The organism is Pseudomonas sp. LjRoot277, assembly GCF_964253845.1.
In the GTDB taxonomy this organism is placed as follows: Bacteria; Pseudomonadota; Gammaproteobacteria; order Pseudomonadales; family Pseudomonadaceae; genus Aquipseudomonas.
The window spans coordinates 4,169,410-4,189,485 of record NZ_CAXURI020000001.1; the positions used below are offsets into that span (position 1 = coordinate 4,169,410).

Consider the following 20,076-nt stretch of genomic DNA (forward strand, 5'->3'; position numbering starts at 1 on the left):
GACACGATGAAAAACCTCAATAACTCCATGCTCGGCAGCGTTGCCCTGCTGATCCTGTTCCTGGTGCTCTGGCAATGGGGCCCGGGACTGCTCGGCATGCCCGAATTCGTCATGCCGCACCTGAGCCGCGTGGCCCAGGAAAGTGTGGTGATGTGGCAAACCGGCGGCCTGCTGCAACACACCTTGATCACCGCATTCGAGATCATCGTCGGCTTCGGCCTGGGTGCCCTTCTCGGTGTGGCGATCGGTGTTTCGCTCGGGCTCTCGCCCGCTGCCGAAGCCATGCTGTCGCCTTACATTCTGGCCCTGCAAATCGCCCCCAAAGTCGCCTTCGCCCCGCTGTTCGTGATGTGGCTGGGCTACACCATCTACCCGAAGATCCTGATCGCGATCCTGATTGTGTTCTTCCCGGTGATGATCAACGTGCTGTCGGCCATCCGCACCGTTGACCCGGACATGATCAACCTGGTCCGGACCATGAACGCGAGCCGCTGGCAGATCTTCCGCCTGGTGGAGTTCCCATCGGCCATGGCCGCGCTGTTCTCGGGCTTGCGCATTGCCTCGACACTGGCGGTGATCGGCGTCACCGTCGGTGAGCTGGTCGGCGGCAACCAGGGCCTGGGCTTCTTGCTGGTTGATGCCGAAGGCCAGGGCAACACCGCGGGCGTATTCGTCGCCATTGTGATGCTCACGCTGATCGGTGTGCTCTCTTACGGCGCGGTGGTCTGGGCCGAGAAACGCGTTCTGCATTACATGCCCAAAGCCATGCTGAGTACGCAATGATGACGGCCCTCAATCGTTTGCTCGAAGGCCGCCGAATCCTGGTCACCGGAGGCGCCCGCGGATTGGGTTATGCCTTTGCCCAGGCCATCGGCCGCGCCGGTGCCCACGTGGTGATCGCCGACATTCTTGCCGAGCGCGTCCAGCAATCGGCCACTGAACTCGTCGCCGAAGGCCTGACCGTGCATGGCGTGACGGTTGATCTGGCGCAACCCGATTCGATCGATGCCTGCGTGGCTGAAGCCACCCGCTTGCTCGGCGGCCTCGATGGCCTGGTGAACAACGCTTCAATCACCAATTCCGGCGGCAAGACCTGCGAAGAGCTGAGCCTCGATACCTGGGATCAGGTCATGCAAGTCAACGTGCGCGGCACCTGGTTGATGACCAAGGCGTGTCTGCCGGCCCTGCGCGCCAGTGGTCATGGCGCCATCGTCAACCTCGCGTCGGACACGCCGCTGTGGGGTGCGCCCAACCTGCTGGCCTATGTCGCCAGCAAGGGCGCAATCATCGCAATGACCCGCAGCCTGGCCCGCGAGTTGGGCAGCGACAACATCACGGTCAACGCCATTGCGCCGGGCCTGGTGTTGGTCGAAGCCACCGCCTACGTGCCCGAAGCACGTCACCGTTTGTACAACGACCACCGGGCCATTCAACGCCCGCAACTTCCCGAAGACGTCAGCGGCGCAGTGCTGTTCGCGCTGTCCGACCTCGCCCGCTTCATCACTGGACAAACCTTGCCGGTCAACGGCGGGTTCGTCATGCCCTGAATCTGGAGACTGCCATGACCGATCTATCTGCACACTCATCTTCACAGCAACCAACCCCGAAAAGCTGGGAACAGCCGACCGGCAGCGATCTCGAAAGCTGGATGAAAACCCGCATCGCCCGCTACGACACGCGCAAGTACGACTGGAACGCACTGAAGTTCCAGGCCGACTACGACCCGAAATTCCGTCGTGCGCAAATGCGCTACATCGGCACCGGCGGCACCGGCGTGAGCACCGACATGAACACCATCCCGTCGGAGAACTTCACGTTCTCCACCATGGTGATTCCGGCCGGTCACGAAGGCCCGCCGCACCTGCACACCGACGTTGAAGAAGTGTTCTTTGTGCTGCGCGGCAAACTCAAGGTTGTGATCGAGAAGGACGGTGAGCGTTTCGAAACCATCCTCACCGACCGCGACGTGATTTCCGTACCGCCCGGCGTGTACCGCGAAGAGATCAACATCGGCGATGAAGACGCGCTGATGTGCGTGATGCTCGGCGCGAAAAAACCGCTGACCCCGACCTACCCGCCAGAACACCCTCTGGCCTCGATCAAGCGCGGATAAACCCATGTCGTACGCCATCGAAAATCTCGTTTCGCCGCTCACGGCTGACCTCCAGGCACAACTGGCCCTGAACTTTGCGGTGCGCACGCTGGAGATCGCCGGCGGTCGCCAGGCCTTTCGCGAATGCGGGTCCGGGCCGGCCATTGTGTTGTTGCACGGGATCGGCTCGGGCTCGGCGTCGTGGTTAGAGGTGGCGCAGGAGCTTGGCCAGAGTGCCCGGGTGATTGCCTGGGACGCTCCCGGCTACGGTGATTCCACGCCGCTGAGATCGCTGGCCCCCGATGCTTCGGACTACGCCGAACGACTGCTGCAACTGCTCGACGCACTGGGCATCCAGCGCTGTGTGCTGGTGGGTCATTCCCTCGGGGCGATTACCGCCACAGCGTTCGCCAGCGGCGTGCAGCAGCAACGGATCAGCCGACTGGTCTTGATCAGCCCGGCCCAAGGCTATGGCCATCCATCACGCGCGTCGCAGCGTCAGGAAGTGCGCAACAAACGTCTGCGTGCCCTGGAACAACTGAGCATTCAGCAGATGGCCGAGCAACGCAGTCCCTACATGCTTTCACCCGCCGCCAGCCCGAAAGCGCTGGCGTGGGTGCGGTGGAACATGGCGCGGCTCAATCCCGATGGCTATCGCCAGGCTATTGAGCTGCTGTGCAGCGATGACCTGCTGCGGCACCCACCGCTGTCGATGCCCTGCGAAGTGCATTGCGGCGAAGCCGACGGCATCACGGCGCCCGAAAGCTGCCTGACCCTGGCCAAGGCGTTGGGCGCCACGTTCAACCTGATTGCCGATGCCGGGCATGCCAGCCCTATTGAACAACCTTATGTCGTGGCGGGCCGTCTGGCCTTTGCCATTAAAGAATCCCTGACAGGTGCATCTCTATGAACGATTCAGATCTGCTGAAGGACGCTCAGGACAAATACATCGTGCCGGGCCTGGAGCGCGGCCTGCTGCTGCTCTGCGAATTCAGCCGGCGCAATCGCACGCTGACCGCGCCGGAACTGGCCCGGCGTCTGGCACTGCCGCGCTCGACCATATTCCGTCTGCTGACGACCCTGGAAACCATGGGCTTCGTCACCCGCAGCGGCAATGAATACCGCTTGGGCATGTCGGTGCTGCGCCTGGGCTTTGAATACCTGGCTTCGCTGGAGCTGACCGAACTGGGTCAGCCGCTGCTGGCTCGTTTGTGCGACCGCCTCAACTACCCGAGCAACCTGGTGGTGCGCGATGGTCGTTCGATCGTTTACGTGGCCAAGGTCTCGCCGCCGTCAGTGTTCTCCACTGCGGTCAACGTCGGCACTCGCCTGCCCGCCCACGCCACTGTCCTCGGGCGAATTCTGCTCGAGGACCTGTCGCTGGCCGAGTTGCGTGAGCTGTACCCGGAAGAACACCTGGAGCAGTTCTCGCCATGCACGCCGAAAACCGTGATGGAACTGTTCGACCTGGTTCAGGCCGACCGCCAACGCGGTTTCGTCAGCAGCGAAGGCTTCTTCGAGTCAACGATCTCGACCGTCGCCGCCCCGGTGCGCGATGAGACAAGCAGGATCGTCGCGGCGCTGGGCGTCACGATCCCGACCGCACAGATCGCTCACGTCAACTTCAACGAGTTGCTGCTGCAAGTGCGCCGTAGCGCCGACGAACTGTCGCGGCTGCTCAACTACAACAGCGCTGCTGCCCATGACGGTCAGCACCGCGTCACTGCATTGATGAGGGATTGAAATGAGCCTTTATCAACTGCAAGACAGCACTGCGATTGTCACCGGCGGCTCTTCGGGCATTGGCCTGGCCTGCGTCGAGTTGTTGCTCGAAGCCGGCGCGGCCGTGGCCTTTTGTGGTCGGGACGAAAACCGGCTGCGCAGCGCCGAAGCCGAGTTGCGTCAACGCTTCCCCGAAGCACGGCTGCTCGCCCATGTTTGCAACGTGCTCGATGCGGACTCGGTCAAGGCGTTTGCCGCTGCCAGCCTGGCTGCATTGGGCCCGGCCAGCGTGCTGATCAACAACGCCGGGCAAGGTCGGGTGTCGACCTTCGCCGACACCACCGACAGCGCCTGGACCGAAGAGTTGAACCTGAAGTTCTTCTCGGTGATCAACCCGGTCCACGCTTTCATGGCACAGCTGCAACGCCAGCCAAACGCGGCCATCGTCTGCGTCAACTCGCTGCTGGCCAGCCAGCCGGAACCGCACATGGTCGCCACCTCGGCCGCTCGCGCCGGGGTCATGAACCTGGTGCGTTCGATGGCCACCGAATTTGCCGCTCAGGGCATTCGGGTCAACGGCATCCTCATTGGCCTGGTTGAATCCGGGCAATGGCGCCGACGTTTCGAGGCCCGCGAAGAGCGGGATCTGGACTGGACCCAATGGACCGCCCGGCTCGCGCAACAAAAACACATTCCCTTAGGGCGTCTGGGCCTGCCGATTGAAGCGGCCCGCGCGATCCTGTTTCTGGCCTCGCCTCTGTCGGCTTACACCACAGGCAGCCATATCGATGTTTCTGGAGGCCTGTCCCGCCATGCGTAATGAAAATACTGTCACCGTTGGCGCTGCCATCACCGCGTTTCTCGAGCAATGCGACGTCAAGGCCGCGTTCGGCGTGATCTCGATCCACAACATGCCGATCCTCGATGCCTTCGCCGTTCGCGGAAATATCCGCTTCGTCATGGCTCGCGGTGAAGCCGGCGCCACCAACATGGCCGACGCCTATGCCCGCACCACCGGTGGCCTCGGTGTCTGCCTGACGTCCACCGGCACCGCAGCCGGCAACGCCGCAGGCGCCATGGTCGAAGCGTTGACCGCCGGCACACCGCTGTTGCACATCACCGGGCAGATCGAAACACCGTACCTGGACCAGGAATTCGCCTACATCCACGAAGCCCGCGACCAATTGACCATGCTCAAGGCGGTGTCGAAGGCTGCGTTCCGTGTGCGCAGCGTCGAAACCGCCATCAGCACCCTGAAACTGGCCGTGCAAACCGCCCTGACCGCTCCCACCGGGCCGGTCAGCGTGGAAATTCCGATCGACATCCAGTCGACGTTTATCACGATGCCGACCGACCTTTCACCGCTGCCGATTCCAGTGGCCGTCCCCGCGCCCGAAGCGCTGGACCTGGTGGCCGAGCGTCTGGCCACGGCCACCCGTCCACTGCTGTGGCTCGGCGGTGGCGCGCGGCATGCTGGGCCGCAAGTCAAACGCCTGCTGGACATGGGCGTCGGCGTGATCACCTCGACCCAGGGTCGCGGCGTGGTCAACGAAGATGACGAGCGTTGCCTGGGCGCGTTCTCGCAAAACAAACGGGTCGAGCAGTTCCTGCAAAGCTGCGATGCCTTGCTGATCGCCGGCTCCCGTCTGCGCAGCAACGAAACCTTCAAGTACGCGTTGAAATTGCCACGCAACACCTTGCGCATCGACGCCAACCCGGCCATCGAAGGTCGCAGCTATAACAGCGAATTATTCATTTGTGGTGATTCGGCGCTGGCCCTTGAAGGCCTGGCAGATCGTCTGGAAGGTCGCCTGCAGATCGACCCGACATTCCTCGCCGAACTCAAGGACGTCCGCGAAAAATCCCGCACCCAATTGATCGCCGACCTCGGCCCGTACTCAGCCATGGTCGAACAGCTGCAAGCCCTCACCGGGCGCAATTTCTCCTGGGTGCGCGACGTCACGCTGTCCAACAGCATCTGGGGCAACCGCCTGCTGACGCTGTATCACCCACGTTCCGGCGTGCATGCATTGGGCGGCGGCATTGGCCAGGGCCTGTCGATGGGCATCGGCGCTGCTGTCGCCGCGGCTGAAACGGCGCCTGAGCGCAAGGTCTTCGCCTTGGCCGGTGACGGCGGTTTTATCCTCAACCTCGGCGAACTGGCGACGCTGGTGCAAGAAAAAGCCAACGTGGTGATTCTGCTGATGAACGACCAGCGCTACGGCGTGATCCGCAACATTCAGGACGCGGTTTACGGCAGCCGTCACTGCTACGTCGACCTGCACACCCCGGACTATTCCAAGCTGGCGGAATCGCTGAACCTGCGCCACGGACTGGTCACTGACCTGAAGGATTTCGGTCGCGTGGTTGACGGCGCACTGGCTCAACCCGGGCCGTTCCTGCTGGAAGTCGACATGCTCGCTGTCGGCAGCTTCGCCACCCAGTTCGCCGGGCCGCCCAACAGCGAAACCAAAGCGCAAAAAGCCACGGCCTGAGGACTTCGTCATGTTGCATATCACCATGATCGGCTGCGGCGCCATTGGCGTCGGCGTGCTCGAACTGTTGGAGAAGGACCCGCAGTTGTGCGTTGACTACGTCATCGCTTCGGCCGGGTCTGAAGAACTGGTGCGCCAGCGGCTGGCCAGTTTCAAGCAACCACCGCAGGTGCTGACCGCCTTGCCGGCCGACGCCCGCCCGGACCTGTTGGTCGAGTGCGCCGGCCACCGCGCCATCGAAGAACATGTGTTGCCGGCGCTGGAGCGTGGCATTGCCTGCCTGATCGTCTCGGTCGGCGCGCTGTCCGAAGTCGGCCTGGTCGAGCGCCTGGAAGCGGCAGCCGAACGCGGCCAGACCCGCATCGAGTTGCTGCCCGGCGCCATCGGCGGCATCGACGCCTTGTCGGCGGCCAAAGTCGGCGGGCTGGATTCGGTCAATTACACCGGCCGCAAACCGGCTAAAGCCTGGAAAAACACCCCCGCTGAACAGGCCTGTGACCTGGACAGCATTACCGAAGCCACGGTGATTTTTCAGGGCAGCGCCCGGGAAGCGGCACGGCTCTATCCAAAAAACGCCAACGTTGCGGCGACCTTGTCGCTGGCTGGCCTTGGCCTGGACCGCACTCACGTGACGCTGATCGCCGATCCGCTGAGCGAGGAGAACGTCCATCACTTCGAAGCCCGCGGCGCTTTTGGCGGTTTCGAACTGAGCTTGCGTGGCAAACCGCTGCTGGCCAACCCGAAGACCTCGGCGCTGACCGTTTACAGCGTTGTCCGCGCCTTGGGCAACCACGCCCACGCGATTTCGATTTAGGGGACCGTCGATGACTCTCGAACAGACTTTACCGATCTGCATTGCCGGCGACTGGCACCTCGGTCGCGGCGAGCGTTATGCCACGTGCTACCCCGCCACGGGCGAAGCCGTCGCCTGGCTGAACGCGGCCAGTGTCGACGACGTTGAAGACGCCGTGCAAGGCGCCCACCAGGCGTTTTTGCACAGCGGCTGGGCGCAGCGCAAACCTCACGAACGGGCCGGCGTGCTGTACCGCATTGCCGAACTGATCCGTGAGCGCAGCGAAGAACTGGCGCAATTGCAGCGACAGGACAACGGCAAACCGATCAACGAAACCCGAGCCCTGGTGGCCAGCGCCGCCGGCACGTTCCAGTTTTTCGCCTCGGCCTGCGAAACCCTCGAAGAAACCATCACGCCGTCCCGTGGTGATTTCGTCAGCATGAGTGTGTACGAGCCAATGGGCGTGATCGCCGCGATCACCCCGTGGAACTCGCCGATTGCCAGCGAAGCGCAGAAGGTAGCTCCGGCACTGGCCGCCGGCAACGCGGTGGTGATCAAACCGGCGGAAATCACCCCGTTGATGGCCCTGCAACTGGCGCGCATCTGCGAGGACGCCGGGCTGCCGAAAGGTCTGCTCAGTGTGCTGCCGGGCAAAGGTTCACTGCTCGGTGATGCGCTGACCCGTCATCCGCTGGTCAAGCGCGTGTCGTTCACCGGCGGCACCAAAACCGGCAAACACATTGCCCACATCGCCGCTGACAAAATGATGCCGGTGTCGCTGGAACTGGGCGGAAAATCACCGACCATCGTTCTTGACGACGCGGACCTCGACCACGCGGTGGCGGGTGTGCTGTACGGCATCTTCAGCTCTTCGGGTGAAGCCTGCATCGCCGGCTCGCGGCTGTTCGTCGCCCGCGCGCTTTATGAGCCGTTCATGGCGCGTCTGGTGGCCGCTGCGGCTGAACTGCGCGTCGGTGATCCGGCCGATGAACGTACCCAAATGGGCCCGTTGATCAGCGCCGGCCACCGCGCCTCGGTGGAGCGTTATGTTGCTCTAGGGCTGGCCGAAGGTGGACGCCTGCTGCTCGGCGGCAAGCGTCCGAGCGGCGGCGTGTACGACCAGGGTTATTACTACCCGCCGACCATCCTCGAAGGCTTGAACAACAGCCAACAGGTTTGTCAGGAAGAGATCTTCGGCCCCGTTTTGGTGGCGATGCCCTTCGATGACGAAGCGCAATTGCTCGAGCAGGCCAACGACAGCCTGTACGCCCTCGCCGCCGGCATCTGGACCCGCGACTACAAACGCGCCTGGGCGCTGGGCCGAAAAATTCAGGCCGGTACGGTGTGGATCAACACCTACAAACAGTTCTCGATTTCCACACCGTTCGGCGGCTGGCGCGACAGCGGTCTGGGCCGTGAAAAAGGTCGCCTCGGCATCCTGCAGTACATGGAACAGAAAAGCCTTTATTGGGGCATGAATGAACAGCCACTGGCCTGGGCCGGTGTGCAACGAGAGGTTGGGTTATGAGCGTTTTAGGCATTGATGAAGTCACCTACGGCGTCGAGGACCTCGACACCAGCGTGCGTTTTTTCAGCGACTGGGGCCTGACGAAAGTCAGCGAGCAGCCTGACGAAGTGATCTTCGAAACCCTCAACGGTTGCCGCGTGGTGCTCGCCGACATCAACAAGGCCGGTTTGCCACCCGCCATCGAGGCCGGTTCGACCGTGCGCGAAGTGGTCTGGGGCGTCGAAAGCGACGCTGACTTGAAGCTTTATAGCGAACGAATCGCCAACGATCCGGGCTTCATTGAAGCGGATGGGCGCATCGGTTGCACCGACCCCAACGGCCTGGCGATCCGCCTGCAAGTGACCCGCAAGCGTGAACTGGAGATCGAGTGCAGCGGCCATAACACCTGGCAGACCAAAGGCCGAATCAACAAGGCCGCGCCAATCTACGACCGCGCCACGCCGATCGAAGTCGGCCATGTGGTGTTTTTCGTCAAGGATGTCAACGTCTGCGAAGCCTTCTACCACGAGCGTTTCGGCTTCCAGGCCTCTGACCGCTATCCGGATCGCGGGGCGTTCCTGCGCACTGCCGAAGAAGGCGGCCACCACGACCTGTTCATGCTGCAACTGCCCGCCCCTCGCGCCGGCCTGAACCACGTCGCCTTCACCGTGCGCGATGTGCACGAAGTGTTCGGTGGCGGCATGCACATTTCCCGCCGCGGCTGGGCAACGGAAATCGGCCCGGGTCGGCACCCGGTGTCTTCGGCGTTCTTCTGGTACTTCAAGAACCCGGCTGGCGCGCTGGTCGAGTACTACGCCGACGAAGACCAACTGACTGGCGAATGGCAGCCGCGGGACTTCGAGCCGGGCCCGACGATGTTCGCTGAATGGGCGATTGCCGGCGGCATCGACGGCAATACCCGACGCCAGCAAAACGTCGAAGCGCCGCAAGGCAAGTTCCTCACCGACAAACCGAAACCTTGAGCAGGAGTTACTCATGTCCTCACTGAATATCGCGATTGCCGGTGCCGGTATCGGTGGCTTGACCGCCGCCATTGCGCTGCTTCGCGCAGGCCATAACGTCACCGTATTTGAACAGTCGAAAGCCTTTTTGCGGGTCGGTGCCGATATCAACCTGACACCGAATGCCGTGCGTGCTCTGGATGGTCTCGGAGTGGGCGCTGCCGTGCGCATCCCGGCCGCTCGTCCAACCCACCGGATCAGCCGTCTGTGGGACAGCGGTGAGGAAACGTCGCGCCTGGAAATGTCCGATGCCGCCGAACAGAAATACGGTGCACCGCAACTGACCATTCACCGCGCCGATCTGCTGGCTGCACTGGCAGACGTCTTTCCGCAGGAGCAGGTGAAGTTTGGCAAACGCGCCGAGCACGTCGTGCAAACCGCCGACGGCATCGAGTTGCGCTTCAAGGATGGCAGCCGTCACGTCACCGATCTGTTGATCGGCGCCGATGGCATCCATTCGGTGGTGCGTAATGCGCTGTTCGGTGATGAGCAACCGCGCTTTACCGGAGTAGTCGCTTACCGCGCCGTCGTACCTGCCGAACGCGTGGCCCATGTGCCGAACATTCAGGCGTTCACTAAATGGTGGGGCCCTACTCCACAAAGCCAGATCGTGACGTTTCCGCTGAACCAGGGCCGGGACATTTTCATCTTCGCCACCACCGCTCAGGACAGCTGGCATGAAGAGTCCTGGACCAGCGCCGGTGATGCCGACGAGTTGCGCAGCCATTATCAGGACTTCCACCCGGATGCTCGCGCTCTGCTGGATGCGTGCAACGAGGTGCTCAAGACCGCGCTGTATGAACGCGATCCGCTGCCGTTCTGGTCCAAGGGCGCGATGACGCTGCTGGGCGATGCCTGCCATCCGATGATGCCGTTCATGGCGCAAGGCGCCGGCCAGGCGATCGAAGACGCGGTTGTGCTCGCTCGCCATTTGCAAGACCTGACCAGCACCGCGCAGATCGCCGATGCCCTGCAGGCTTATCAGCAGGCGCGGCTGCAACGCACCAGTCAGATCCAGATCGGCTCGCGCGGCAACCAATGGCTCAAGGACGGCGGCAACGCCGACTGGGTTTATGGCTATGACGCCTGGGCCGTGCCGATGCCGAACGTGGCGTGAGCAGGACCGTAGCCATGAGCGAGACCTTGCTGGTGACCGTGCTGCTCAAGCACGACCAATCAAAGAACCTGGAAGAGATTCAGCGGCACATGAAGCAGCAGGACTGGTGGGGACGGTTTCCCCCGCAAGGCGTCGAGGTGGTGTCCTGGACCGTGGCCATGGGCCTGGGCCAGATCGTCACTCTGCGTTTGCCGCCGAGCCTGCTGCCGACCCTCAACGTCGAGCTCGAACGCTCGGCCTGGGGTGTGTTCAGCACCGAAGTTTTCCCGACGTATGACTTTATTCCCGTGCGCGAAATGATCCGCGAACGGGTACGTAACGGAGGTCAATGAGATGAGCAATACCGAACCCTACCTGGAGCCCCATCAGGCCCGCAAACGTCCCAACACCCAGTTCGAAGAGTTGCTCGGCGACTCCATCGAGCGCGCCTTTGGCAACGGGGTGACCGAGTTGCCCGACCTGCTCGCGCACCTGAATCTGGCCGGGCCGCCCTGCCCTCTGACCACCGGAGAGTGGACAGCAGACGCCTATAAAACCCTGATGGCTCGGCTGGGCGAATGACCCGCCGGAGGACAATAAGAAATGAACCTGAATACAACCGTCGATCCAGCTGAACACCTCTTGGCCAACGGGTTGAAAAACCTTTGGTTCCCGGTCCTGCCCTCCGATCAGTTGGGCGAAAAACCGGTATCGATTCGCCGCCTGGGCTACAAGATCGCCCTGTGGCGCGACAATGACGGCAGCGTCCACGCCCTGGAAGATCACTGCCCTCATCGCGGCGCGCCGCTGTCCCAGGGGCCGGTGCTGGGTGACCGTCTGCAATGCCCTTATCACGGCGTCGAAGTGCGCTGCGACGGCACGGTCACCAAAGTCCCCGGCAGCCCTGGTTGCAAGCTTGAAGGCAGCCGCCCGACACGCATGTTCCACACCCGCGAAGCCGCTGGCGCGATCTTTCTGTACAACGCCGCCGAACCGCACGTGGACACTCCACCGGAGCTGGTCCTGCCAGAGCAACTGACCTCTCCCGAATGGAGCAGCTTCGTCTGCTACACCGAGTGGAAAGGCGATTACCGCTACGTCATCGACAACGTCATGGACCCGATGCACGGCACCTACCTGCACAAAATGTCGCACTCCATGAGCGAAGGCGAAGCCACCGCCAAGTTCGTCACCCGCGACACCGACAACGGTTTCTTCTTCGAGAAAGAAGGCCAGCGCGGGGTGAATTTCGACTGGACCGAGTTCATGGATAACGGCTGCCACTGGCTGCGCCTGGAAATCCCCTACCCGAAAACCGGTGGCCCCGGCGGCAACTTCACCATCATCGGCAGCTACACACCGAGCAGCCGTTCCTTGTCGGCGGTGTTCCACTGGCGCTGCCGCCCACTGACCGGCTGGCAGCGCGACACCTGGCGTTTCCTCTACAAAAATCGCCTGGAAGCACGCCACTGGGCGGTGCTGGAACAGGACCGGGTGCTGCTCGAATTCATGGAACCGGACGCCAATCAGCGGGAAAACCTCTACCAGCACGACCTCGGTGTGGTGCGTCTGCGTCGCTACCTGAAAAACGCAGCCAAGGCCCAACTGGAGCTGATCGACGCGAAGCAGTTGCCATGAACGCAGCCGTGCAACGTGTTCAGGCCGGCTCGTTGATCGAGCCGGCCAGCGCCACCTGGTCGAATGCCTTGCTGATCGGCAATGAAGTGGTGATGTCCGGCATGACCGGACATCCCGCTACACGCCTGGCCGTAGTGGCTGACGCGCCGCTCGATGCCTACGCCCAGACACTTGTCGCGCTGAACAAAGTCCGGGTGCTGGTCGAGGCGGCGGGTGGGCATGTCGGCAACATTTACCGGCTGACGGTGTATGTCACCGACATCGCCGACAAGGACGAAGTGGGTCGCGCACGGCGTGACTTCTTCGAAGGTCAGGCGGTTTTCCCGACTTCCACGCTGGTCGAAGTCAGCGCACTGGTGTTTCCCGAATTGCGGGTGGAGATCGAGGCCAGTGCGCGTCTCGATCTCGATTTGCGTACTGTCGAAAAGAGGTGACCGATGTCCCATTCCTCCCCCCTCACCGCTCGCGTGCACACGCTGCGCTATGAAGCCGAAGGCATCATCAGCGTCGAGTTGCGGCCGTTTGGCGACACGGTGTTCGCCCCATTTGATGCCGGCTCGCACATCGATCTGCATTTACCCAACGGACTGGTGCGCAGCTATTCATTGCTCAACTCGCCGAGCGATCGAGGCCGTTACGTGATCGGCATCCTGCGTGATCGCAACAGCCGCGGCGGCTCGGAATTTGTGCACGCGCAACTGCGGGTCGGCATGCAACTGCCGATCTCGTCGCCGCGCAATAATTTCCAGCTCGACCTGAGTGCGAAACACAGCGTGCTGGTGGCCGGCGGCATCGGTATCACACCGATTTACTGCATGTTCCGCCAACTGCTGGCACTGGGAAAATCCGCCGAGCTGATCTACTGCGCCCGCTCGCGACAGGAAGCTGCGCTGGTTGAGGAACTCAGCGGCTTGAGTGCCAAAGTCGTCTATCACTTCAACGATGAAAAGGGCATGCCGCCAGACCTGAGCGCTTATCTGGCCGATCAGCCCAGCGATACGCACTTCTATTGCTGCGGTCCGACGCCGATGCTCGATGCTTTCGAAAGCACCTGCGAAGGCCTCGGTTACCCTCATGCGCATATCGAGCGCTTCGCGGCGGCCGAACTGCCGCCGTCTGAAGACGCACAGAGCAGCTACAGCGTCGAGTTGAAAAAAACCGGCAAGACGCTGTCGATCGAGCCCGGCTTGAGTTTGCTCGACGTGCTGCTCGAGGCGGGTTGCGACATCGAATACAGCTGTCGCGAAGGGGTGTGCGGTTCGTGCGAAACACGCGTGCTGGAAGGTGATGTCGACCACCGGGACGGCGTGCTGACCAAAGCCGAACGTGCGGCCAACAAATCCATGATGGTGTGTGTGTCGGGTTGCAAGAGTCGGCGATTGGTACTGGATCTATAACGCGAGTATCAAGTTTCCAGGGTTAAACAGGCCGACAGGTATGTCGGCCTTTTTTATGCGCGGGAAATAAAAAACGCACAGTGAACGTGCAGTTTCGTTACCCCTCGACGCGCCTGTTTCATGGGCAATACAAACAACTATGTTTCCCATATAAACAATTGTTTTTATTGAGTTTTTAAGCACCTTAAAGACGCTTAACAGTTGGCATAGTTTCTGCTCAGGTAACCCTGAGTTCATAGGCCATACGCCGTATTACCCATGAAACAATAAAAACAGAAACGCACTTAATCAAAGCAACACTCGACGTTATTCACCCATCGCCAGTTTCAAGGCGAACGGAACAGTGTTGCCGGTCACTTTGTAGCGTTCAATTGAGCAGCGGAGTCAACATGAAGCATTACGTTATATGTATGGGACTGATGATGAGCAGTTGCGTGAGCTTCGCCGGTGAACCCGGTCCCGCTGCGCCCGTGACGTCGACTACCGGTAAAAAACCGTTTCCGCATATCGCCTGGCGCAGCGACGATGGCGAAAGCAGCCTGGACATCGGTGGTGCCCTGCGAACCAACTACCGCGACGAGCATTGGGACACCACCGAAAACAACGGGCGTTTTCTCTTCGACACCTTCCGCATCGACGTACAGGCGACTTACAAAAAACTCTATAGCGATGTCGGCTACTGGTTTCAGGATGACGGCAAGCACTCCATCGACCGCGGCTTCGTCGGTTACCGCCTGAACAGCAACTCAAACCTGCAACTGGGCGCGCCTTTCAAACCGTTTGGCCTGGAACCCTATCCGCAATTTGGCTGGAGCTATCACCTGCCCTTCTTCATGGGTTATGGCGTCAGCGCCGGCACAGGCTTGAAGTACAGCTACAAGGATCAGGATTGGGATCTGCAACTGGGGTACTTCCCGCGCATGTTGCCTTCCGACATTCGCTACTCGCCGGAAGTCGGGCGTTACGCCGACCTCAAGGACAATGCGATCCCCTTCACCCAGTCGCGCCAGGACAACGAGAAACACAACCAGATCAACGCCCGGGTCGCGCGGACCTTTAATAATGACGGCTGGAAAACCGAAATCGGCGCGTCGGTGGCCACCGCCCAGCTGTACAACGCCACCACCAAAGACGACGGCGATTACTGGGCCGGCGGTATCCACGCCATCATCAACGCCGGCGCGTGGACCGTTTCCACCCAAGGCATTCGCTACGAGTACGACCCCAAAAACCCTGCCGGTGTCAGCAACGACTCGGTGCTGATGGGCGGCAACGGCCTGACACCCGCGTACCTGATCGCCTCTAAAGCCACCATTGCCTCGCTGAACGTCGGCTATGACATCCCCACGCCAAAACTGGGTCAGTTGAAGAAGATCAAGCTGTACAACGACTACAGTCGAATGATGAAAGACAAGAGCGGTTGGGACGACTCGCAGATGTACACCGTCGGTGCGCAGTTCCTGGCCATGCCGATCATGGCGTGGGTCGACCTGACCTGGGCAAAAAACGCCAACCCCTATGGCGGTGCGGAAAACGGTACGGGCTTTACCAATACCCGTTCGGTTGGCAGCAATCAGTGGTATTACCGGACCAACGTCAATATCGGGTACTACTTCTGACCCACTAAGATCACAAAAACAGATTCCTCGCCGCCGCCCGGGGAACACAGCCTAATGTTGATCAGATAAGCAATTCAGCTGCGACGCACGTCCTTGTAGCAGCTGCCGAAGGCTGCGTTCGGCTGCGTAGCAGTCGTAAAATCAGCAACTGCGGTACGTCAGATGGACCGCGTTAGCCGGATTCACGACTGCTGCGCAGCCGAACGCAGCCTTCGGCAGCTGCTACAGATTGCATTACGGCTTAACTGATCGGCATTAGGAACACAGCCTCTTTTTTCAAGCCGGACCAGCCAAGTCATTGCTCATGTCCGGCTTTTGCGACCAATGGCGGAGACGCCCACTCAATCCAACAGAATCCGTCTAATCCGGTCGTCTCCGACTCTCAATCGAGCATTACACGTCAACTTGGCCGCACGCTACAAACAATTGCTTACAAAGTAGAAATTCATAAAACCCGATCATGAACTACCGAGTGTTAGCTTGAGCGCTTTATCGGGCCATGAGATGCCAACGTCTTAATTATGCGCATCAAACTTCCCAGCGTTCCTGCCCTCGGTGCATACCTTGCACTCTCTTGCCTGTTTGCTGCTGCATGGTTCTTCAATCCTGCCAATACGCACTCTTCCTTTGCCCTGATCAGTCCAGTGATGGCAGTGGCTGGCCAAGTGGCCAAACCCATTTATACCAGCCGCTTCGCCTCCTCCGGGCTGGTGGATTTCGTGCATTCCTCGGCGGTGACCGCCTTGCCCGACGGCAGCCTGATGACGGTCTGGTTCGCCGGCTCCCGCGAAGGCGCGGCCGATGTGCAGGTGCGCTCCGCCCGTTTCGACCCGAAAACCGGCGAGTGGGGTGCTGAACAGGTATTGGCGACGCGGGATTCGACCCAACAGGGCACGCGAAAATACATTCGCAAGCTGGGCAATCCGGTGGTTGCCCTCGCGCCGGATAATCGCGTGTGGCTGTTCTACGTGTCGGTGTCCATGGGCGGCTGGGCCGGCAGCGCGGTCAATGTGATGGTCTCAGACGACTTCGGTGAACATTGGTCCGCTCCGCGCCAACTGATCACTTCACCCTTTCTGAACATCAGCACCCTGGTCCGGTCGGCACCGGTGTTTCATGCCGACGGCTCCATCGGTTTGCCGGTCTACCACGAGTTTCTGGGCAAGTTTGCCGAATACCTCTACTTGAGCGCAGACGGCAATGTGATCGACAAATTCCGCATCAGCCACGGCATGAATTCATTGCAACCCACGGTGGTTCCGCTGGACGGCCAGCGCGGTATCGCCTTGCTGCGCTATGCCGGCGACACCCACCACCGTGTGCTGGCGACCCGCACCGATGACGCCGGTCAAACCTGGAGCGAACCTTATCCGCTCGACCCCTCGAATCCGAACTCATCGTTGGCCGCCGTCGCGACGCCTGAACATGGGTTGCTGGTGGCGCTCAACGACCTTCAGGAGGGGCGCTTCAAGCTGAGTCTGTATGGGACCGACGCAAAAATGGACGACTGGCGCTCGTTGCGGGACCTGGACAAGTCACCTGATCCAGAAGGCGCTCCGTTTTCTCCCGAGGCCTACAAGGAAATCATCGGCAGGGAGTTCCGCGGTTCCAGCGGCGCGCTTCGCCAACCGCTGGAGGCACAGTTCCTGGATAACCTCGACAACCGTGTCTGTAAAAGCCAAGGGTGTGAATTTGAATATGAATACCCGTACTTCATCCGCAGCCCCGACGGGATGTATCACTTGGTTTATTCCTGGAACAACACCTTCATCAAACACGTCACCTTCAACGATGCCTGGCTCAACGAGCGTCGCAAATGATCAGCCTGTGGCAAGCCCATGTCAGTTTCGCAATGATCATCTTCCTGGTGCTGCCGTCTTTCGGCTTGCCCAGGACCTGGCGGATCGCACTGTTGGCCGCATTGCTGGCAGTCAGCTTCATATCGCTGGACGGGTTATCGCTGGCCGCCTATTTGCGTAGCTACATTGATGACCTGGCGATCACCTCCATGGTGTTCATGGCGTGGGGCTGCTTGCGTCGGCTGGACCTCCTGCCACCTGCGCGGGGGAAGACTGGCGTACTGATCCTCTTCGCCGCGATGGCCCTGGTGCTGTACCCGGCAACCTTGGGCATGAGTGATCTGGACCCCTATCGGCTTGGCTACAGCCCGCGCCCCATGTTGATTTTCCTCGCTGTGCTGACACTGGGCCTGTTTTACCTGCGCAACGGCCTGGCCGTTGTCATGCTGGCCAGCGCGACCCTGGCCTTCATCGCCGGGATCAAACCTTCGCAAAACTATTGGGATTACCTGGTTGATCCGCTGCTGGGTCTGTATTGCTGCGTGGCCCTGCTGATGCTTGCCGTGCGCTGGACGTATCGTCGGGCAACCAAGCGCCGTGGTGCAGTGGGCGATGTGTCCAGTTCCGTTTGAGATTTAACGACTTTATTAACAGGGGAACAGGGATGGGTTGGCTGCACTCGAGACGTTTACATTACTGGCTGGGCGCGACAGCGATTACGTTCGCGCTGTTTGCTGTGCTTCGGGTCATGTTCTTTTTCGGCTATTCGGGTTTCGACGCCAGAGCGCTGATTGACCAAAATACCGTCATGGAAACCCTGGGGATCGGCTTTCGTTTCGATCTGCGCCTGGCCATCCTGGCGATGTTGCCGTTGGCGTTGCTGGCCTGGATTCCTCGCTGGAACCTGATCGGCAGCCGTCTGCTTCGCCGCATCGCACGTGTGTATCTGGTCGCGGCCCTGAGCGTCCTGCTGCTGATTTACATCATCGATTTTGGTCATTACGCCTACCTGGGCGTGAGGATCAACGCCACCGTGCTGCGCTTCATCGAGGATGCGCAAATATCCCGTGACATGGTCTGGCAGACTTACCCGGTGATCTGGATTTCACTGGGTTGGCTGGCAACGGTCGCGCTGGTGACACTGGCTCTGGTGCGTCTGGAACGCGTAACGCTGGACCGCCCCCGCAAAGCCATTCGCCGGCTCTCCGCGACATGGGGTGGCGCGTTGATGGTCGTAGCGGTGCTGCTGGGCATTTTAGGTCGTGTCGAAAACATGAACCTTGAAAACCCGGTCCCATTGCGCTGGAGCGATGCGTTCTTCTCGGGCAATAACCAGATCGCGGCGTTGGGCCTGAACCCGGTGTTGTTCCTCTACGACACGGTCAAAGTCGGCCAGTCGCGCTATGACGAAGCGCAGGTGCGCGAACACTACGCGGTGATGGCCAACTACCTGGGCGTAGACAAGCCCGATCCGCAAACCCTTGATTTCGTCCGTCACCAGGCGCCACAACCCTACAAAATACCGGGCTCGCGGCCGCCGAACGTGATGTTCGTCATGCTCGAATCGCTGGGCACCAGCGCCGTCGGGGCCTACGGTAACCCGATCAATCCGACGCCGAACATCGATCGCCTGGCCACGCAGAGCTGGTTCTTCGAGCACTTCTATGTGCCGGTGACAGGGACCGCAAAAACCGTCTGGGCCAGCATCAGTGGTGTGCCTGACGTAACTCGTCAGGAAACCGCGACGCGTAATCCGTTGATCACCAAGCAAAACACACTGATCAACGCCTTCACCGGTTACGAGAAGATCTACACCATCGGCGGTAACTCCGGCTGGGCCAACATGAATGCCTTGATCCGGCAAAGCATCGACGGCGTTCGCTTGTTCGAAGAGCGGGACTGGAAGTCCCCGGTGGTGGATGTCTGGGGAATTTCCGATCTGGACCTGTTCAAGGAAACCGACCAGATCCTGCAGGCACTGCCCAAGGACAAACCGTTCTTTGCCTATGTGCAGACGGCCGGCAACCATCGTCCCTTCACGATTCCCAAGACCAATGATGGATTCGAGGTCAAGTACCCTACCCTGGCCGAAGTTCAGGCCGCAGGGTCGCGCAGTGTCGAGCAGTACAACGCCGTGCGTTTGCTGGACTTCAATATCGGTCGCTTGATGGAAATCGCCAAAGCAGGCGGCTGGTACGACAACACCATTTTCGTGCTGTTTGGCGACCACAACACCCGAATCGCGCAGATCCCGTTCCTGGCACCGGCCTACGAGCAACTGGGCCTGGAAAGCAACGCGGTGCCGATGATCATCCACGCACCGGGTTTGCTGGGGACGCGTAAGGTCAAGGAAGCGGTCGGTCTGGTGGACTTGCTGCCCACCGTGGCGGGCATGGCCGGTCTTGAGTTTCGCAACAGCGGCATGGGCCGTGACATTCAGCAACCCGCGCCCGAAGGCGAACGCGTAGTGCCATTGGTGTTGCGTGAAGGCACATTCCCGCTGATTGCCGGCGTGACTCAACACTACATGGTGCAAATGGAGCACGACGGCAGCTCGCCAAGTCTCCATGATCTGGCCTCACCGACGCCGCTGGACAACGTCGCCGAGCAAAACCCAGAAGAGTTCAAACGCCTGTCGCAGCTGACCCGTGCCATGCATGAAACTTCAAGGTTGATGCTGTACCAGAACGTGCGCAAGTAACGGCGTTCCCGCGTCTATGCTTCAAATGGACGCGGGGCCTGCCCGTGATACCCGTAAAAGACTCTGCCTATCACGAGCCAATACTCCCCCTATTAGCTGACTTCCCAACTGGGGTCTAACCTTATTCGAGCGCCGGCACCATAAGCCGGCCGGTCAAGAGCTGATAAGGAGATAGGAATGGGTCAGAAGCCTGAC

20 protein-coding genes are annotated in these 20,076 nt (G+C 60.7%); all 20 read left to right on the plus strand.

The window, feature by feature from the left end:
- The first annotated feature begins 6 nt into the window (after positions 1–6).
- Positions 7–783 (plus strand): ABC transporter permease, encoded by a 777-nt coding sequence (locus tag ACSQ87_RS19585; RefSeq protein ID WP_027923579.1) that lies wholly within the window; start codon positions 7–9, stop codon positions 781–783.
- The gene (locus tag ACSQ87_RS19590; protein ID WP_436274154.1) at positions 780–1,547 is read left to right on the plus strand and encodes an SDR family oxidoreductase; all 768 of its coding nucleotides are present in this window, start codon (positions 780–782) and stop codon (positions 1,545–1,547) included. The genes ACSQ87_RS19585 and ACSQ87_RS19590 overlap by 4 nt, the downstream gene beginning before the upstream one ends.
- 14 nt (positions 1,548–1,561) lie before the next feature.
- Positions 1,562–2,113, plus strand: a complete 552-nt coding sequence (locus tag ACSQ87_RS19595) for a cupin domain-containing protein (protein ID WP_436274155.1) — start codon at positions 1,562–1,564, stop codon at positions 2,111–2,113.
- A gap of 4 nt (positions 2,114–2,117) precedes the next feature.
- Positions 2,118–3,002, plus strand: coding sequence for an alpha/beta fold hydrolase (locus tag ACSQ87_RS19600; protein WP_436274156.1), 885 nt, complete (start codon positions 2,118–2,120; stop codon positions 3,000–3,002).
- Positions 2,999–3,835 (plus strand): IclR family transcriptional regulator, encoded by an 837-nt coding sequence (locus tag ACSQ87_RS19605; protein ID WP_436274157.1) that lies wholly within the window; start codon positions 2,999–3,001, stop codon positions 3,833–3,835. Before ACSQ87_RS19600 ends, ACSQ87_RS19605 begins: the two co-directional genes overlap by 4 nt.
- Position 3,836: 1 nt before the next feature.
- Positions 3,837–4,634: an SDR family oxidoreductase gene (locus tag ACSQ87_RS19610; protein ID WP_436274158.1), complete on the plus strand. Its 798-nt coding sequence runs from the start codon at positions 3,837–3,839 to the stop codon at positions 4,632–4,634.
- Positions 4,627–6,309 carry a thiamine pyrophosphate-binding protein gene (locus ACSQ87_RS19615; protein ID WP_436274159.1) on the plus strand — a complete coding sequence of 561 codons (1,683 nt, stop codon included), beginning with the start codon at positions 4,627–4,629 and terminating at the stop codon, positions 6,307–6,309. The genes ACSQ87_RS19610 and ACSQ87_RS19615 overlap by 8 nt, the downstream gene beginning before the upstream one ends.
- Positions 6,310–6,319: 10 nt before the next feature.
- On the plus strand, positions 6,320–7,123 hold the full coding sequence (locus ACSQ87_RS19620) for an aspartate dehydrogenase (RefSeq protein WP_123368849.1): 804 nt from the start codon (positions 6,320–6,322) through the stop codon (positions 7,121–7,123).
- 10 nt (positions 7,124–7,133) lie between these two features.
- Positions 7,134–8,630: an aldehyde dehydrogenase gene (locus ACSQ87_RS19625; RefSeq protein WP_436274160.1), complete on the plus strand. Its 1,497-nt coding sequence runs from the start codon at positions 7,134–7,136 to the stop codon at positions 8,628–8,630.
- Positions 8,627–9,592, plus strand: coding sequence for a VOC family protein (locus ACSQ87_RS19630; protein ID WP_436274161.1), 966 nt, complete (start codon positions 8,627–8,629; stop codon positions 9,590–9,592). The genes ACSQ87_RS19625 and ACSQ87_RS19630 overlap by 4 nt, the downstream gene beginning before the upstream one ends.
- Before the next feature lie 13 nt (positions 9,593–9,605).
- The gene (locus ACSQ87_RS19635; RefSeq protein ID WP_223431404.1) at positions 9,606–10,748 is read left to right on the plus strand and encodes an FAD-dependent monooxygenase; all 1,143 of its coding nucleotides are present in this window, start codon (positions 9,606–9,608) and stop codon (positions 10,746–10,748) included.
- A gap of 14 nt (positions 10,749–10,762) precedes the next feature.
- On the plus strand, positions 10,763–11,080 hold the full coding sequence (locus ACSQ87_RS19640) for a hypothetical protein (RefSeq protein WP_223431403.1): 318 nt from the start codon (positions 10,763–10,765) through the stop codon (positions 11,078–11,080).
- A gap of 1 nt (position 11,081) precedes the next feature.
- Positions 11,082–11,309, plus strand: coding sequence for a recombinase-like helix-turn-helix domain-containing protein (locus ACSQ87_RS19645; RefSeq protein ID WP_027923567.1), 228 nt, complete (start codon positions 11,082–11,084; stop codon positions 11,307–11,309).
- A 21-nt stretch (positions 11,310–11,330) separates the two neighbouring features.
- Positions 11,331–12,365 (plus strand): Rieske 2Fe-2S domain-containing protein, encoded by a 1,035-nt coding sequence (locus tag ACSQ87_RS19650; protein WP_436274162.1) that lies wholly within the window; start codon positions 11,331–11,333, stop codon positions 12,363–12,365.
- Positions 12,362–12,799, plus strand: coding sequence for a Rid family hydrolase (locus tag ACSQ87_RS19655; protein ID WP_223431401.1), 438 nt, complete (start codon positions 12,362–12,364; stop codon positions 12,797–12,799). Before ACSQ87_RS19650 ends, ACSQ87_RS19655 begins: the two co-directional genes overlap by 4 nt.
- A 3-nt stretch (positions 12,800–12,802) precedes the next feature.
- The gene (locus ACSQ87_RS19660) at positions 12,803–13,762 is read left to right on the plus strand and encodes a PDR/VanB family oxidoreductase (RefSeq protein WP_223431400.1); all 960 of its coding nucleotides are present in this window, start codon (positions 12,803–12,805) and stop codon (positions 13,760–13,762) included.
- Positions 13,763–14,151: 389 nt separating this feature from the next.
- Positions 14,152–15,381: a hypothetical protein gene (locus tag ACSQ87_RS19665; protein ID WP_223431399.1), complete on the plus strand. Its 1,230-nt coding sequence runs from the start codon at positions 14,152–14,154 to the stop codon at positions 15,379–15,381.
- A gap of 521 nt (positions 15,382–15,902) precedes the next feature.
- Complete coding sequence (locus ACSQ87_RS19670) at positions 15,903–17,201, plus strand: sialidase family protein (RefSeq protein ID WP_436274163.1); 1,299 nt, start codon at positions 15,903–15,905, stop codon at positions 17,199–17,201.
- The gene (locus ACSQ87_RS19675) at positions 17,198–17,812 is read left to right on the plus strand and encodes a hypothetical protein (RefSeq protein WP_436274164.1); all 615 of its coding nucleotides are present in this window, start codon (positions 17,198–17,200) and stop codon (positions 17,810–17,812) included. Before ACSQ87_RS19670 ends, ACSQ87_RS19675 begins: the two co-directional genes overlap by 4 nt.
- Before the next feature lie 32 nt (positions 17,813–17,844).
- Positions 17,845–19,881 (plus strand): LTA synthase family protein, encoded by a 2,037-nt coding sequence (locus ACSQ87_RS19680; protein WP_436274165.1) that lies wholly within the window; start codon positions 17,845–17,847, stop codon positions 19,879–19,881.
- Positions 19,882–20,076: the final 195 nt, after the last annotated feature.

What these genes read in the sequence shown, in the direction of transcription:
- ACSQ87_RS19585 (WP_027923579.1), top strand. Translation starts at nt 7, where the DNA reads ATGAAAAACCTCAATAACTCCATGCTCGGCAGCGTTGCCCTGCTGATC.
- ACSQ87_RS19590 (WP_436274154.1), top strand. Translation starts at nt 780, where the DNA reads ATGATGACGGCCCTCAATCGTTTGCTCGAAGGCCGCCGAATCCTGGTC.
- ACSQ87_RS19595 (WP_436274155.1), top strand. Translation starts at nt 1,562, where the DNA reads ATGACCGATCTATCTGCACACTCATCTTCACAGCAACCAACCCCGAAA.
- ACSQ87_RS19600 (WP_436274156.1), top strand. Translation starts at nt 2,118, where the DNA reads ATGTCGTACGCCATCGAAAATCTCGTTTCGCCGCTCACGGCTGACCTC.
- ACSQ87_RS19605 (WP_436274157.1), top strand. Translation starts at nt 2,999, where the DNA reads ATGAACGATTCAGATCTGCTGAAGGACGCTCAGGACAAATACATCGTG.
- ACSQ87_RS19610 (WP_436274158.1), top strand. Translation starts at nt 3,837, where the DNA reads ATGAGCCTTTATCAACTGCAAGACAGCACTGCGATTGTCACCGGCGGC.
- ACSQ87_RS19615 (WP_436274159.1), top strand. Translation starts at nt 4,627, where the DNA reads ATGCGTAATGAAAATACTGTCACCGTTGGCGCTGCCATCACCGCGTTT.
- ACSQ87_RS19620 (WP_123368849.1), top strand. Translation starts at nt 6,320, where the DNA reads ATGTTGCATATCACCATGATCGGCTGCGGCGCCATTGGCGTCGGCGTG.
- ACSQ87_RS19625 (WP_436274160.1), top strand. Translation starts at nt 7,134, where the DNA reads ATGACTCTCGAACAGACTTTACCGATCTGCATTGCCGGCGACTGGCAC.
- ACSQ87_RS19630 (WP_436274161.1), top strand. Translation starts at nt 8,627, where the DNA reads ATGAGCGTTTTAGGCATTGATGAAGTCACCTACGGCGTCGAGGACCTC.
- ACSQ87_RS19635 (WP_223431404.1), top strand. Translation starts at nt 9,606, where the DNA reads ATGTCCTCACTGAATATCGCGATTGCCGGTGCCGGTATCGGTGGCTTG.
- ACSQ87_RS19640 (WP_223431403.1), top strand. Translation starts at nt 10,763, where the DNA reads ATGAGCGAGACCTTGCTGGTGACCGTGCTGCTCAAGCACGACCAATCA.
- ACSQ87_RS19645 (WP_027923567.1), top strand. Translation starts at nt 11,082, where the DNA reads ATGAGCAATACCGAACCCTACCTGGAGCCCCATCAGGCCCGCAAACGT.
- ACSQ87_RS19650 (WP_436274162.1), top strand. Translation starts at nt 11,331, where the DNA reads ATGAACCTGAATACAACCGTCGATCCAGCTGAACACCTCTTGGCCAAC.
- ACSQ87_RS19655 (WP_223431401.1), top strand. Translation starts at nt 12,362, where the DNA reads ATGAACGCAGCCGTGCAACGTGTTCAGGCCGGCTCGTTGATCGAGCCG.
- ACSQ87_RS19660 (WP_223431400.1), top strand. Translation starts at nt 12,803, where the DNA reads ATGTCCCATTCCTCCCCCCTCACCGCTCGCGTGCACACGCTGCGCTAT.
- ACSQ87_RS19665 (WP_223431399.1), top strand. Translation starts at nt 14,152, where the DNA reads ATGAAGCATTACGTTATATGTATGGGACTGATGATGAGCAGTTGCGTG.
- ACSQ87_RS19670 (WP_436274163.1), top strand. Translation starts at nt 15,903, where the DNA reads ATGCGCATCAAACTTCCCAGCGTTCCTGCCCTCGGTGCATACCTTGCA.
- ACSQ87_RS19675 (WP_436274164.1), top strand. Translation starts at nt 17,198, where the DNA reads ATGATCAGCCTGTGGCAAGCCCATGTCAGTTTCGCAATGATCATCTTC.
- ACSQ87_RS19680 (WP_436274165.1), top strand. Translation starts at nt 17,845, where the DNA reads ATGGGTTGGCTGCACTCGAGACGTTTACATTACTGGCTGGGCGCGACA.